Origin of the sequence: Mycobacterium canetti CIPT 140010059 (assembly GCF_000253375.1) — a bacterium.
GTDB classification, from domain to species: Bacteria; Actinomycetota; Actinomycetes; order Mycobacteriales; family Mycobacteriaceae; genus Mycobacterium; species Mycobacterium tuberculosis.
Window position 1 is genome coordinate 542,563 of record NC_015848.1, and the last position, 14,750, is coordinate 557,312.

Consider the following 14,750-nt stretch of genomic DNA (forward strand, 5'->3'; position numbering starts at 1 on the left):
TGGGGTCATCTTTGGAGCGCCCCTAGGAACCGCCAGCTTACCTAGTCCCGGGTAGGGGCCGACTGGCGGCCGGGATGCAGCTGAGGGTCTGCCACCTGCCCCGTAATGTCGCTGGTATGGCAAGCACCGACGCCGCGGCCCAAGAGTTGCTCCGCGACGCGTTCAACCGGTTGATCGAACATGTCGACGAACTCACCGACGGCCTCACCGACCAACTCGCCTGCTACCGCCCGACCCCGAGCGCCAACAGCATTGCGTGGCTGCTCTGGCACAGCGCCCGGGTGCAGGATATACAGGTCGCCCATGTGGCCGGCGTGGAAGAGGTGTGGACCCGCGACGGTTGGGTGGACCGCTTTGGGTTAGATCTGCCGCGGCACGACACCGGATATGGACACCGTCCCGAGGATGTGGCGAAGGTACGGGCACCCGCCGACCTGCTGTCGGGGTACTACCACGCGGTGCATAAACTGACCCTGGAATACATCGCTGGCATGACCGCAGATGAGTTGTCCCGTGTGGTGGATACCAGTTGGAATCCGCCGGTTACCGTCAGCGCACGGTTGGTGAGCATCGTCGACGACTGCGCTCAGCACCTCGGGCAGGCCGCCTACCTGCGGGGGATAACCCGGTAACGGCGACATCCGCCGGATCGCTGAGGCGATGGTCAGCTACGCCGAAGATCGCCTGCACCGATGGTTACCTGACGCTAGCCGGCAGCGCCGCCCTAGTGGTACCCGGCGTGTTCGTCGCGATGCTGGGCACCATTGTCGCGCCGAGACTGCGGTGAGGGGCCGGGGTGTGCGTCCTCGGCTCACCCGAGCGGCAGCTCGGCCAAGATGGTACCGGTGGGCTGTGGTGATCCGGTGCCGGGTTCGACGGTGAATGCCAGTGCGGTCGAGGCTCCGAGATCGGTCAGCGTCGCCGTCGTCGAGGGCGTCACCGCCGCGGTGCCCATCGTCCCCGCCGACCTCGGCCCTTTGGCCCCTCCCAGCAGCCACATCTGATACACGGTTCCCCGGGATGGTGGCGCCACATTGTTCATCACCAGCAGACCTGTGTTGCGGTCGCGGGAGAACACCACCGTGGCCGTCCCGGCGCCCAGTGGGCGAGAGACCGTCCGTACGTCCGGCGCCGTCAGAACTTGCTCGGCCACGGTGGGGGGTGGCGATGGCCGGGTCAGCACCCCCAGGCCGAACGCCCCCAGCCCCACAGCGATCGCCGCTGCGGACGCAAAGGCTGCCGTACGCCAGCGTGATTGGCGCCTAACCTCGGGAATGGTCGCATCCAGGATGGCCGTCCGCAGATGTGCTGGCGGCTCGGCGGTGGTGGCCGCCGAGACGACGGCCATCGTCTCGCGGACGGCTCGAACTTCGTCGTTGAAAGCCGCGGCTACCGGCGAGGGCGCGGCGGCCACCCGTCGGTCGATGTCGGCTCGTTCATCGTCGGACACAGCGTTCAGGGCATACGGGGTAGCCAGCTCGAGCAGCTCAAAATCGGTATGTTCAGTCATGAGCGCCGCTCTCCCAACGCATCGCTTCGCTCGGCCGGCGCGGTCATGACACGTCCAGGCAGTTGCGCAGGCTGCGCAGGGCGTCGCGCATGCGGGATTTGATGGTCGACAGATTGGCCGCTAACCGCCGCGAAACTTCGACATACGTCAGCCCGCCGTAGTACGCCAGTTCGATGCACTGCCGCTGCGTGTCGGTCAACGCCTTGAGGCACTCGGTCACCCGGCGCCGCTCATCACCGGCGATCGCCAGGTCGGCGACGACGTCACTCGCGGGATCGACGTTGGCCGCACCATAGCGCACTTCCCGCTGGTTGCCGGCTTGCTCGCAACGGACTCGGTCGACAGCGCGCCGGTGGGCCATGGTCAAAAGCCAGGCCAACGCGGAACCTTTGGCGGAGTCAAACTCCGACGCGTTCCGCCACACCTCAAGATAGATCTCCTGGGTGGTTTCTTCGCTGTAGCCGGTATCACGCAGCACCCGCATCACCAGTCCATACACCCGCGACTTGGTGTGGTCGTAGAATTCGGCGAATGCGGCCTGGTCGTGACCAGCGACCCGGCGCAACAGGACGTCCAGGTCGCTGCTCAGCCGTGGCGGTCCGGTCATCGATGGGTAGCCTATCGCCAGCCGGCGCCGAGATGGTCAAGCCGGTCATCACCGACGCGCCGATCGCGGTGGCCGGGGCACGAAATAGGCTGTTCGCCTTTGATATTCGGCGAAACCGGGGCGACCCTTCAGGTATCTCTCAGTCAGCCGGGCTCCGCTGACGTCCACCAGCAGGTAGGTCATCAGCAGCGGCGAACCCACCGTGGCCAGCGGCGCCCAATCGTTGATCGTGATCAACCACAACCCCCACCAGACACAGGCATCGCCGAAGTAGTTGGGGTGACGCGTCCAGGCCCACAGGCCGCGGTCCATGATGACCCCGCGATTGGCCGGGTCGGATTTGAATACCCACAGTTGCCAATCTCCCACCGCTTCGAAGGTGATACCGACCAGCCACACGGCTAAGCCCACGCCCCCAACAGCCAGTAACGGCTTCGGCGTCGGCCCGGTGACTGCGGAAAGCTGCAGCGGGAATGAGACGAACAACGTCAGGAGGCCCTGTAATCCGAAGACCTTGCGCAATGCCTGCACAGGCGTGGCACCGCGCAGCAGGTCGGCGTAGCGGGGATCCTCCCCCTGACCGGCTGTCTTGCGGTACATGTGCCAGCTCAGCCGCAGACCCCAGGTCGACACCAACGCTAGCAGCAGCCATCGGCGAACCGGGTCGCCGTGGCCGAGCGTCGCGGCGGCGACGGCGACGGCGACGAAACCCAAGCCCCATACCACGTCGACGACGTTGTACCGGCCGATGCGGCGGCCGATCGCAAACGCCACCGAATGCACCACGGCCACAGCCAAAGCCGACACGCTGGTTACCACGACGATGTTCACGGGGGGCCCTCGCGGATCAACGTCCACTGGTAGACGTCCAGATAGCCCGACCGGAAGCCCGCCTCCGAGTACGCCAGGTACAGCTCCCACATCCGTGCAAACACCTCGTCGAAACCTAAATGCGCCAGCCCATCTCGCCGCTGCATAAATCGTTCCCGCCAGAGCCGCAGCGTCTCGGCGTAATGCGGTCGCAGCGAGGCCGCGTCGACGATGCGCAGCCCGGTGTGTTGCCCGGTGATGTCGATGATGGCCTGCGTGGACGGTAGCAGTCCGCCAGGGAAGATGTACTTCTGGATCCAGGTCTGGGTGTGGCGGGTGGCCAGCATTCGGTGGTGCGGCATGGTGATCGCTTGGATCGCTACCCGGCCACCCGGGCGCACCAACTGTTCTAGCGCGGCGAAGTACCGTGGCCACGAACGGTATCCCACCGCCTCGATCATCTCGACTGAGACTACTGAGTCATACTGCCCGTCGACGTCGCGGTAGTCGCACAAGTCGATCTCTACCCGGTGGCCAAAGCCGGCCGCGGCGACCCGCCGCCGAGCCAGCCGTTGCTGCTCCACCGATAGGGTCACCGAGCGGATGTGGGCCCCCCGTGCGGCCGCGCGAATGCACAGCTCGCCCCATCCGGTGCCGATCTCGAGAACGTGGCTGCCCTGCTGGACCCCGGCCACGTCGAGCAGCCGGTCGATCTTGCGGCGTTGGGCTGCGGCCAACTCGGTCCAGGCGGGAGTTGGCTGGGCCAGCAGGTCGGTGAACATTGCGCACGAATACGTCATGGTCTCGTCGAGAAACGCGGCGAACAGGTCGTTCGACAGGTCATAATGCACGGCTACATTGCGCCGGGCCTGATCTCGGCTATGGTCTGGCCAACTAGGTCGAAAGGTCGGCGTGATCGGCCGCAGCCAGTGCAGCGAGCGCGGTACCAGCTCGTCCACCGACCCTGCCAGCACGGTCAACACCCGCGTGAGGTCCTTCGACGACCATTCGCCGGCCATGTAGGACTCGCCGAAGCCGATCAAGCCGTGGCGCCCGATCCGGCGTGCAAGTGCGTCCGGCCGATGGATGAACAGGCTGGGTGCGCGCGGATCGGCGGCACCTGTTGCCGTTCCGTCGGGGTAGACCAATCGCAGCGGCAAGTGAGTGGCCGTGCGCCGAAGCAGCCGGTTGGCGATTGCCGCCGATGCCGCGGCTAGGGGACCGCGCGGCACCTTGGCAACTGCTGGCCAGCGATCCGAATCGATTGCTGCCGACGGTGTTTGGCTGGTTTCGACGGTCATCGCGGCACCACCGGAACTCGACGTAGCCACAGTCTGATCCCCTGTATCCTGATGCGCGCGGCCACCACCATCGGCGCCAGCGGTGAAATGATTTGCATCATCGCGATCTGTCTTGTCGTTGCCGGTCGCCGCTGCCCACGCAGGGTGGCTGTGAATTCCGGGCACACCTGCCGGCGGTCACGGTGCAGCGTCACCGTGACGTCGAGTTCGCGGTCGGGCCGTGGTGCCCGTATCAGGTAGTAGCCGGCTAGCTGATGAAACGGCGAAACGTAGAAGTTCTTGGCCGTCACCACGGGCAGGTCAGCCGGCGGTAGCAGGTAAGCATGGCGTCCGCCGTAGGTGTTGTGCACCTCGGCAATGACATGGCGCAGTTGGCCGTCGCGGTCGTGGCACCAGAAGATGCTCAACGGGTTGAAGACATAGCCGAGAACGCGTGCTTGCAGCAGCGCGGTGATACGGCCGTCGGGGATGGCAAGGCCGCGAGCGGCAAAGAAGGCGTCCAGCCGGTCACGCAGCGAGCTATGCGGCGGACACGAGAACGGGTCAGCGAAGTGGTCGTCGGCGTGGAACCGTGCGAACGGTCGCAGCCACCAGGGCAGCTGGGGGAGGTTGTCGACATCCACGTACCAGCTGTAGCTGCGGTATGCGAACGAGTGGTGCACCGGGACTTGTCTGCAGTGGCTGATCGTGGTGCGGTAGATCGCCGGCGTCAGGGTTTGAGTCAGCACGCGACCATCGCCTCCTGTGGGATCGCTGCCGGCCAGTCGGCGCCAAGGCGCCGGGCCGCCCGAAGACCCGAGGCGGCGCCGTCCTCGTGGAATCCCCAGCCGTGGTAGGCGCCGGCGAATACCACCCGATTGTCACCCAGCGTCGGCAATAAACGTTGGGCTGCAACCGATTCCGGTGTGTACAGCGGATGGCTGTAGGTCATCTCGGCGATCACCGAGCTGTGATCAACCCGGTCGTGGCCGCCGAGGGTGAGCAGATACCGGCGGCCACCGTCGAGGCGCATTAGCCTGCTGATGTCGTAGCTGACCACGACCTGGTGCTGCCCGGGTGTCACCAGGTAGTTCCAGGATGCGCGGGCGCGATGGTGGCGGGGCAGGACCGACTCGTCGGTGTGCAGCTGGGCGCTGTTGGTGGAGTATGCGATCGCGCCCAGGACCGCGCGCTCGGCCGGTGTCGGCTCGTCGAGCAACAGCAGCGCTTGGTCGGGATGGACCGCGACGACGGCCGCATCGAAACGCCGCGACGGCCCATCACCCGCGCCCACCAATACCCCGTCCGGCAGCCGGCGCAGCGAGTGCACTGGCGTGCGGGTCGACACCTCGTCCAGCTGAGCTGCGATCGCCTGCACGTAGTTGGCGGAACCTCCGGTGACGGTACGCCAGGTTGGCGACCCGAACACCGACAGCATGCCGTGATGGTCGAGGAAGACGAACAGATACCGGGCCGGATAGCGCAAGGCGTCGGCCCCGCCGCAGGACCACACGGCGGCGACCAAGGGTGTGATGAAGTAATCGACGAAATACTGCGAGAAGTGGTGCCGGCTCAGGAAGGCTTCCAGCGTCTCCGGTTTGTCTTCCGCGTTGTCGGTCTCCTCACGCAGCAGGCGAGCCGCGGCGCGGTGGAAGCGGAGAATCTCGGCAAGCATGCACAGATACCGTGGCCGCAGCGATTGCCGGCAAGCGAACAGCCCGCGCGCTCCCAGTGCGCCGGCATATTCGAGTCCGATGTCGTCGGCGCGCACCGACATCGACATTTCCGACTCCTGGGTGGCCACACCCAGTTCGGCGAACAATCGGCACAACGTTGGATAGGTTCGGTCGTTGTGCACCAGGAACGCCGAGTCGACGCCGACGACGTCGGTGCCCCGGGGGCCGCCACCGTTGTCCAGATAGTGGGTGTGGGCATGACCGCCCAGCCGGCCGTCCGCCTCGTACAGGGTGACTCGGTCCCGTCCAGACAGGATGTAGGCGGCGGTGAGGCCGGCGACCCCACTTCCGACAACAGCCACCGATCGTCGGAGTGATTGCTGCACATCCTGTATTCGGAGCGGCCGGCTAGACGGACGGGCGGTTCAGCCGAGGCGGTCGCTGCTCATCGCCAAGGGCCGGCCCGCGGGCTGGGTTTCGCTGGGTACGGTCGGGGTCCGGGCGGGCCGGGAACGCACCCGCAGCGGCCACCAGAACCAGCGGCCCAGTAGTGCGGCGATGGATGGCGTCATGAACGATCGCACGATCAACGTGTCGAACAGCAAACCCAGACCGATGGTGGTGCCCACCTGTCCGATAACCCGCAGATCGCTGACGGCCATGGACGCCATGGTGACGGCGAATACCAGCCCCGCGTTGGTCACGACCTTGCCGGTGCCGCCCATCGACCGGATGATGCCGGTCTTCAGCCCCGCTCCTATTTCCTGTTTGAATCGGGAGACCAAGAGCAGATTGTAGTCAGATCCCACCGCCAACAGAACGATGACCGACATCGCAAGCACGAGCCAATGCAGATGGATTGCGAGAATATGCTGCCAGAGCAGCACCGATAGTCCGAAAGAGGCACCCAGTGAAAGTGCGACTGTGCCCACAATGACGGCGGCGGCAATAAAGGCCCGTGTGATGATCAGCATGATGATAAAAATGAGACAGAGGGACGAAATTGCCGCGATAAGAAGGTCCCATTGGGCGCCCTCGGAGATGTCGTGGAAGACGGCCGCCGTGCCGGCCAGGTAGATCTTGGCGTCTTCTAGTGGAGTTCCCTTGAGCGATTCCTCGGCCGCGGTACGAATCGCGTCGATACTTTTGATGCCTTCGGGTGATTGCGGATCCCCCCTGTGCAGGATGATAAACCGGGCCGCGTGTCCGTCCGAAGACAGGAACGACTTCATGGCGCGCTGGAAGTCTTTGTTCTTGAAAACCTCGGGTGGAAGGTAGAACGAGTCGTCGTTCTTGGCGGCGTCAAAAGCCTTACCCATGGCTGTGGCATTGTCGCTCATTTCGAGCATCTGGTCGAAGATTCCGGTCATGGTGCTGTGCATGGTAAGAATCATGGTCCGCATGTTTTCCATGGCCTCAATCTGCGGCGGGATCTGCGCGACCATTTGTGGCATGAGGCGATCCATCTCGCGCAAGTCGCCCAAGAGGACGCCTATTTGCTCGCTGAGCTTGTCGATTCCGTCCAGTGCATCGAATATCGATCTGAACGACCAACAGATCGGAATTCCGTAGCAGTGCTTTTCCCAGTAGAAATAGCTTCGAATTGGTCTCCAGAAATCATCAAAATCCGCGACGTGGTCGCGTAATTCTTCGGTGATCTCCTTCATCTCTTCGGTGTCGCCGACCATGCGGTGGGTAGTACTGGCCATCTCCGCCATCAAGCTATGCATCCGCGTCAACACCGCAATCGTCGTGGCCATCTCGTCGGCCTGCTTCAGCATGTCGTTCGCCCGGTCGCGCTGGTACTTTATGGTCTGCAGCTGACCGGCATTTTGCATGCTGATCTGGAACGGGATCGACGTGTGGTCCATCGTCGTTCCTTCGGGCCGGGTAATTGCTTGCACACGGGAAATGCCCGGGACCCGGAAGATGCCTTTAGCCAGCTTGTCCAGGACCAGAAAATCTGCCGGATTCCGCATATCGTGATCGGATTCAATCATTAGGATCTCGGGCTTCATCCTGGCCTGAGAGAAATGACGATCCGCGGCCGCATATCCTTGGTTGGCGGGTATGAAGTCCGGTAGGTAGTCACGGTCGTTGTAGCTGGTTTTGTATCCAGGCAGGGCGAGCAGACCGACTAGGGCGATCGCGCAGGTAGCGACGAGAACGGGCAGCGGCCAGCGAACCACCACGGTACCCACCCGCCGCCAGCCACGGACTTTGAGGAGCCGCTTAGGGTCGAACAGGCCGAACCGGCTGCCGACGTGTAGGACGGCCGGACCCAGCGTCAACGCGACCGCCACTGCGACTAGCATCCCCACCGCGCAGGGGATGCCCAGGGTTTGAAAGTAGGGCATGCGGGCAAAGCTCAGGCAAAAGGTAGCTCCGGCGATGGTCAATCCAGAGCCCAGAATCACGTGGGCGGTCCCGCGGTACATGGTGTAGTAGGCCGCCTCTTTGTCCTCGCCGGCCTGGCGGGCTTCCTGGTAGCGCCCGATGATGAATATCCCGTAGTCCGTACCGGCCGCGATTGCCAGCGAAGTCAGCAAGCTCACCGCAAAGGTGGTAAGTCCGATAGCCCCGCTATGCCCCAGAACCGCTACGACTCCGCGCGCAGCCGTCAATTCGACCCCCACCGTGATCAGCAGGAGAACCACGGTGATTATCGACCGATAGACGAGCAACAACATAATAAAGATCACGGCGACCGTAACCATGGTGATCCTGGCCATGGATCTATCGCCACTGTGGTGCATATCAGCGGCGAGTGCGGATGGTCCGGTCACATAGGCCTTGATGCCCGGCGGCGCGGGCGTGCTTTCGACGATGCTGCGTACTGCCTCGACGGATTCGTTGGCCAGCGGCGTGCCTTGGTTGCCGGCAAGTGACAGTTGAACATAGGCGGCCTTGCCGTCGTTACTTTGCACGCCCGCGGCGGTGAGTGGGTCCCCCCATAAATCTTGGACACTTTGCACGTGGTTCTTATCGGCCCTCAATTGAGCAACCAGGCCGTCGTAATACTTATGGGCAGCGTCGCCAAGGGGTTGGTTACCCTCTATTATGACCATCGCGAAACTGTCGGAATCGCCTTCCTTGAACACCATGCCGATACGTCCCATCGCCTCAAACGACGGTGCATCCTTGGGACTCAGCGACACCGATCGCTCTTGGCCGACAGCTTCCAGTGACGGGACAAATACGGTGACAACGACGCAAACTGCCAGCCAGCCAAGGATTATCGGTACCGCAAAGGCGTGGATCATCCTGGCGATGAATGGCTTTTCGGGGCGAGCGTTGGTATTGGAGTCGTTCGCGAATTTAGTACTCACGCGGACTTCACCAAGCAGTAAGTATAGGCGTTGACTTCGTTGGAAACCCTCTCGGCCCTGACCTTGCCGTCTACCGTGATTCGGCAGCCAATGCTGTCGCTATTACCTTGTGCCACGATATTTCCCATCACCGCCGCGTCGTTTGTCGTGATATGCAATGACCACGGTAGCACCGCTCCATCGACCCGTTGCGGCTCGGAATTGACGTCGAAATAACTAATGTCGGCGACTGTTCCGGGGGGTCCGAAGATCTCGTAAGTCAGGTGTTTAGGGTTGAATGGTTTGCTGTTTTCCAGGTTGGTGTCGGAGTACGACGGGCGGTTTTCGGAGCCGAAGAAGCCGCGGATCCGGTGCACGGTGAAGCCCCCGACGATGACCACCACCAGGATGACCAGTGGAATCCAAGTCCGCATTAGCACCTTGAAAATCTCAGATCCCCTTCACCGGTTGGCAGTGGTACGGCGGACGATACCCAACTTTCAAAATCCGTTCGAGCTGGTCGCTACTTGAACGCAACTAAGCCTAGCCTAAGTAAAACATGGTTTTAGGCCCGAGCTCTCGACTCCATACCTCGTTCGCTGGAGTGTAACGCATATCACGTGCGTAACGGCACGCTACGTTATCGGCAGCCCTCTTACAAATCACACGGTGTGCGTTATCCTCTGGCGGTGGCGCAACTCGGCTTCCAGCGCGCCCGCACCGAGGAAAACAAGCGCCAACGTGCGGCGGCGCTGGTGGAAGCCGCGCGGTCGCTGGCGCTGGAGACGGGCGTGGCATCGGTGACGTTAACGGCTGTCGCAGGTCGTGCCGGGATTCACTACTCTGCGGTGCGCCGCTACTTCACCTCGCACAAAGAAGTGCTGCTGCACCTCGCCGCCGAGGGTTGGGCGCGGTGGTCGGGCACGGTATGCGAGCAGCTGGGCGAGCCGGGGCCGATGTCGGCACCGCGGGTGGCCGAGGCACTGGCCAACGGTCTGGCCGCCGATCCGCTGTTTTGTGATCTGCTTGCCAATCTGCATCTGCATCTCGAGCAGGAGGTGGATGTCGACCGGGTCATCGAGGTCAAGCGGACCAGCATCGCAGCCGTGACAGCGCTCGTCGACGCGATCGAAAGCGCATTGCCGGCACTCGGGCGTTCTGGGGCATTCGACATCCTGCTGGCCGCTTACTCGCTGGCGGCCACCCTGTGGCAGATCGCCAATCCGCCGGAGCGGCTCACCGACGCCTATGCCGAGGAGCCAGAGTTGCTCCCACCGGAGTGGAACCTCGACTTTGCTGCCGCGCTTACTCGCCTGCTCACCGCTACACTTCTCGGCCTGCTCGCCGGATCCCCATGCGAATGCCGGTCGCCAACGCGCTGAAGCGGGTGCGGGACGAAGGGGGCGCCGGACTTGGGCCCGCTTGGCGGCGGTAGGTGACCAAACTCACGCTTCTTGGGCGTGCGCCGCAGCCGAACCACGACTATTGCTAGTTGCAAACGATAGTCATAGTCAATTGTTGTCAGACGCACAGCTGGTGTTGGCGGGAGTCGCCGATAGAGGAGTGTTCGACATGACGTTGCACGTCGGTGCCGACGGCCTAGAGACCGCAACTACGGCGCGCGCCGTGGCGGTCGCTAGGTCCGGAATGGTTTGTGTGGCCGGTGATGCGTCAGGGGCGTCTTCGTGCCTACGCGGTGAGCTATGACGAGGGCACTGATATGGATGGCCTCTCCACCGGAGGTGCATTCGGCCTTGTTGAGTAGTGGTCCGGGGCCGGGGCCGGTACTGGCCGCCGCCACAGGGTGGTCGTCACTGGGGCGTGAATACGCCGCGGTTGCTGAGGAACTCGGGGCATTGCTGGCTGCGGTGCAAGCCGGGGTGTGGCAGGGGCCCAGCGCCGAATCATTTGCTGCCGCGTGCCTGCCGTATCTGTCTTGGTTGACCCAGGCCAGCGCCGACTGCGCCGCGGCGGCTGCCCGGCTGGAGGCGGTGACCGCCGCCTACGCCGCGGCTTTGGTGGCCATGCCCACCCTGGCCGAGTTGGCGGCTAACCACGCGACCCACGGGGCCATGGTGGCGACCAATTTCTTCGGGATCAACACCATACCGATCGCGGTCAACGAGGCCGACTACGTGCGGATGTGGCTTCAGGCGGCCACCACGATGGCCACCTATCAAGCGGTCGCGGACTCGGCGGTGCGCTCGATCCCGGACAGCGTGCCTCCGCCGCGAATTCTGAAATCCAATGCCCAATCCCAACACTCGAGCTCGAATAATTCCGGGGGCGCGGACCCGGTGGACGACTTCATTGCAGAGATCTTGAAGATCATTACCGGCGGTCGCGTGATCTGGGACCCCGAAGCCGGCACTGTCAACGGCCTCCCCTATGACGCTTATACCAACCCCGGCACACTCATGTGGTGGATTGCCAGAAGTCTGGAACTTCTTCAAGACTTTCAAGAGTTCGCCAAGCTGCTGTTCACCAATCCGGTGAAGGCTTTTCAGTTCCTTGTCGACCTCATCCTGTTCGACTGGCCCACACACATGCTGCAGCTGGCTACCTGGCTGGCCGAGAACCCGCAGTTGCTGGTGGCTGCGCTCACCCCAGCCATCTCCGGACTGGGAGGGGTATCGGGGTTGGCCGGGTTGACCGGCCTAGTCCCTCAGCCCCCCGTCGTGCCCGCGCCGGCACCCGATGCGGTCGTGTCCACCGTGTTGCCACTCGCCGGGACGGCCACGCCGACTACCGCGCCGGCCAGCGCCCCGGCCGCCGGAGCGGCGCCCGGGCCCCCGACCGGTACCGCCACTGCCACATCGGCGTCGGTGCCAACGAGCGCCGGCGGCTTTCCCCCTTACCTCGTGGGCAGCGGTCCAGGCATCGACTTCGACGCGGGGACGCCCGCCGGTTCCAGGAGAGCGCAGCCCGCCGCGGATAACGTCACGGCCGTGGCGGCAGCGCAGGTGTCGGCCCGTCAGCAGGCACGTCGGCGCCGACGAGCGGCGGCGAAGGAACGTGGCAACGCCGACGAGTTCGTCGATATGGACTCCGGCCCGGCGATTCCGCCGTCGGGCGAGCCGGACGCTTGGGCGTCCAATTCGGGCGTGGGCGGGCTGGGGTTTGCCGGCACCGCAAGCAACGAGACGGTGGCAGCGCCGGCCGGATTGACCACGCTGGCCGACGATGAGTTCCAGTGTGGCCCACGGATGCCGATGCTGCCGGGCGCTTGGGACTTGGGAACTTGGGACCGCGGGGACTGATTACCCTACAACGCAGCGACGTCGCGCATGATGTCGGTGGGTTCGCGCACCGGCGCCCCACAGGTCAGGCAGAACGCGCCCGGGGAACGGGTGAGCCGACCGACTTGAAGCAGGACTTTGGCCTCGACGTGCCACAAGCAGGCAATGCACAGAATTTCGACGGTGTTCCCGAATGGGTCCAGGTCGGGGTCGTTACATTCGTCTACCGCATGCAGATGCACCACGTAACTCGCCCGGTTGGTGCACCCGGCTCCGGACTGGCAGGTGATTCCACCCCAGTCCAGGGCCGCCAGCGTGTGTGGGATCTCGTTGCCGGGCGCTTGACTCATGCGCCGCGCTCCAGTGTCCAGGCCATGCGGCCCATGTTTACCTCTGCCCCGCAACGGCATGGTATCCCGGCGCGTGGCCGGTGGTGGCTGGGCTACCAAGAGCGAAGTCGGGCATGGCCTTAGTCCTAGTGGTACGCGATAGGTCGTCGAATTCCGTGGGTGATGGATATGACTATTTCGTAGCTGGTCGCCAGAATCAATCCGCCGAACGGCGGCTGATGGGCCCAACGGGCTGTCCCCCGAATGGTGGACAACATTTCCGGGTTCGTTGCAAACGACCGCGCTTTGACGCCGGTTAGCTTTAGGCCGGACTTAGGCCCAGTTCCACACCGACATGTCGCCGGCTGGGTATCCATTGCACACCTCGGTCCCTTTAGCGACGACGCCCTTGTTGTTGAAGAAGATTTTCATGTGATTGACCCAGGCAAACGTCAGCGGATCACCATTGTAAAAGTGTTCGGAGTAGTCTCGGCGCTCCGCCGGTGACAGCGAGAAGAACCAGTGCGCCTTGTTGATCGTCGCTTGCTGAAGGTTTGCGTGGTTGTTGAAGTCGATCATGTACCGCTGGTAGTACACCGGACTGGTATCCCGCACCGCCGCCAGATATTGTTCGGCGTCGCAGGTGGTTGCGATCATCCGGCGAGGTATTGGAAAGTCTTCCGTGGAGTCGGCTGCCGCGCTTTGTGGAAACGTCGCAGCGGCGATGCCGAGAACCAGAAATGCCGCGCCGGCACGCAGGATGGAACTCAGCCGAGACATAGTGGTTACCGTAGCACTTTTGGGGCGCCTCGAGGCGGGCAGACGACAAGGTTCATAGTCTGTCTCACTACACGCTCCCATCAGGAGTGATGACGTGCGTGGGGTCGGGTCGCAGTTCCGGTGGGGCTTGGCTGTAGTCGCCGAACGGGCCGTCGCGGCGCTCGACCGCGGCTCGCACACCCTGGGTTTGGGCGGTCCGGATGAACTCGAGCGCGTCGGGGGTGTTGCGCATCAGCCCGTCGAGAATGCCGCCCAGCAGCTGGGTGGAGGCCAGGCCCATGTTCTCGTAGGCCTGGTTGACGATCAGTTTCTGGGCTTGCAACTGTGACAACGGGATTCGTGCCAGCTCGGTGGCGATCTCGGCGACGCGAGCCTCGAGCCGCTCGAACGGCACCGCCTCGTTGATCAGCTCGGCTTCGGCGGCCTGCACACCGGTCAGCGGCCGGCCCGTCAGCGAGTGCCATTTGACCTTGGCAAGGCTGAGTCGATACAGCCACATCCCGGTCAAATAGGCTCCCCACATGCGGCTATACGGGGTCCCGATCACGGCGTCCTCGCTGGCGATCACAATGTCGGCACACAGCGCGTAGTCGCTGGCCCCGCCGACGCACCAACCATGCACTTGCGCGATCACCGGTTTGGACGCCCGCCAGATGGCCATGAATTTCTGCGTCGGTCCGGTCTCCCGCGCGGTGACCATGGCGAAATCCTTGCCCGGATCCCATCGGCCGTCGGTCATCATGGCATCGCCCCAATGCTGGAAGCCGCCGCCGAAGTCGTAACCGCCGGAGAAGGCGCGGCCGGCACCGCGCAGCACGATGACCTTGATGTCCTGGTCGCGCTCGGCCAACCCGATAGCGGCCTCGATCTCGTCGGGCATGGGCGGGACGATGGTGTTGAGCTGTTCCGGGCGGTTGAGCGTGATGGTGGCCACCGGCCCGGCCGTCGTGTACAGCAGCGTCTGGAAATCGGGTGTCGGCATAGCAGCAGCGAAGTCACTTCGGCCCTAAGGGTCAAGTGTCTCAGCGGGGATCGTGATAACGCCGCTGGTTCGAAGCTTCGGCCAACCCGGGCGCAGGGTTTCGCTAGCTGGCATTTGCATGCCTCGGGCATCGGTGTCCGGTTGCGCTCTTTGCTCCGACGTTAGCCGCAGGGCCCTGCGGCTAGGCGCGGCCGGTGCCGTTGGCCGCGGCGGCAATCGATGTTGCAGC

The 14,750-nt window shown here is 63.8% G+C and carries 14 protein-coding genes; 3 read left to right on the forward strand and 11 right to left on the reverse strand.

Annotated features, from left to right (window positions below; genetic code table 11):
• The first annotated feature begins 116 nt into the window (after nt 1-116).
• Nucleotides 117-632 carry a mycothiol transferase gene (locus tag MCAN_RS02295; RefSeq protein ID WP_014000234.1) on the forward strand — a complete coding sequence of 172 codons (516 nt, stop codon included), beginning with the start codon at nt 117-119 and terminating at the stop codon, nt 630-632.
• A gap of 179 nt (nt 633-811) precedes the next feature.
• Here MCAN_RS02295 and rskA read toward each other — a convergent pair whose 3' ends face one another.
• The 8 genes from rskA to mmpS4 are packed head-to-tail and all read right to left on the reverse strand — an operon-like array spanning nt 812 to nt 9,631.
• Entirely contained in the window at nt 812-1,510 is a 699-nt protein-coding gene (rskA, locus tag MCAN_RS02300; RefSeq protein WP_014000235.1) for an anti-sigma-K factor RskA, read from the reverse strand.
• A gap of 43 nt (nt 1,511-1,553) precedes the next feature.
• On the reverse strand, nt 1,554-2,117 hold the full coding sequence (gene sigK, locus MCAN_RS02305; protein ID WP_014000236.1) for a sigma-70 family RNA polymerase sigma factor SigK: 564 nt from the start codon (nt 2,115-2,117) through the stop codon (nt 1,554-1,556).
• Between the two features lie 48 nt (nt 2,118-2,165).
• Entirely contained in the window at nt 2,166-2,936 is a 771-nt protein-coding gene (locus MCAN_RS02310) for a DUF1295 domain-containing protein (protein ID WP_003402248.1), read from the reverse strand.
• Nucleotides 2,937-2,944: 8 nt separating this feature from the next.
• On the reverse strand, nt 2,945-4,228 hold the full coding sequence (locus MCAN_RS02315; protein WP_014000237.1) for a class I SAM-dependent methyltransferase: 1,284 nt from the start codon (nt 4,226-4,228) through the stop codon (nt 2,945-2,947).
• On the reverse strand, nt 4,225-4,956 hold the full coding sequence (locus MCAN_RS02320; protein WP_041179556.1) for a DUF1365 domain-containing protein: 732 nt from the start codon (nt 4,954-4,956) through the stop codon (nt 4,225-4,227). Before MCAN_RS02320 ends, MCAN_RS02315 begins: the two co-directional genes overlap by 4 nt.
• On the reverse strand, nt 4,950-6,269 hold the full coding sequence (locus MCAN_RS02325; protein WP_014000239.1) for an NAD(P)/FAD-dependent oxidoreductase: 1,320 nt from the start codon (nt 6,267-6,269) through the stop codon (nt 4,950-4,952). Before MCAN_RS02325 ends, MCAN_RS02320 begins: the two co-directional genes overlap by 7 nt.
• Before the next feature lie 39 nt (nt 6,270-6,308).
• Nucleotides 6,309-9,212 (reverse strand): siderophore RND transporter MmpL4, encoded by a 2,904-nt coding sequence (gene mmpL4 / locus MCAN_RS02330; RefSeq protein ID WP_014000240.1) that lies wholly within the window; start codon nt 9,210-9,212, stop codon nt 6,309-6,311.
• Nucleotides 9,209-9,631: a siderophore RND transporter accessory protein MmpS4 gene (gene mmpS4, locus MCAN_RS02335; protein WP_003402272.1), complete on the reverse strand. Its 423-nt coding sequence runs from the start codon at nt 9,629-9,631 to the stop codon at nt 9,209-9,211. The genes mmpL4 and mmpS4 overlap by 4 nt, the downstream gene beginning before the upstream one ends.
• Before the next feature lie 231 nt (nt 9,632-9,862).
• Between mmpS4 and MCAN_RS02340 the strand changes: the two genes are divergently transcribed.
• A complete protein-coding gene (locus tag MCAN_RS02340) occupies nt 9,863-10,573 on the forward strand; it encodes a TetR family transcriptional regulator (protein ID WP_014000241.1) in 711 nt (236 codons plus the stop codon).
• A 321-nt stretch (nt 10,574-10,894) separates the two neighbouring features.
• The gene (locus MCAN_RS02345) at nt 10,895-12,451 is read left to right on the forward strand and encodes a PPE family protein (RefSeq protein WP_014000242.1); all 1,557 of its coding nucleotides are present in this window, start codon (nt 10,895-10,897) and stop codon (nt 12,449-12,451) included.
• Between the two features lie 5 nt (nt 12,452-12,456).
• Here MCAN_RS02345 and MCAN_RS22775 read toward each other — a convergent pair whose 3' ends face one another.
• The 3 genes from MCAN_RS22775 to MCAN_RS02360 all read right to left on the reverse strand — a co-directional run bounded on the left by MCAN_RS22775 (nt 12,457) and on the right by MCAN_RS02360 (nt 14,521).
• A complete protein-coding gene (locus MCAN_RS22775) occupies nt 12,457-12,780 on the reverse strand; it encodes a hypothetical protein (protein WP_003898461.1) in 324 nt (107 codons plus the stop codon).
• Between the two features lie 312 nt (nt 12,781-13,092).
• Nucleotides 13,093-13,539 (reverse strand): DUF5078 domain-containing protein, encoded by a 447-nt coding sequence (locus MCAN_RS02355; protein WP_003402286.1) that lies wholly within the window; start codon nt 13,537-13,539, stop codon nt 13,093-13,095.
• 67 nt (nt 13,540-13,606) lie between these two features.
• A complete protein-coding gene (locus tag MCAN_RS02360; protein WP_014000244.1) occupies nt 13,607-14,521 on the reverse strand; it encodes a crotonase/enoyl-CoA hydratase family protein in 915 nt (304 codons plus the stop codon).
• Nucleotides 14,522-14,750: the final 229 nt, after the last annotated feature.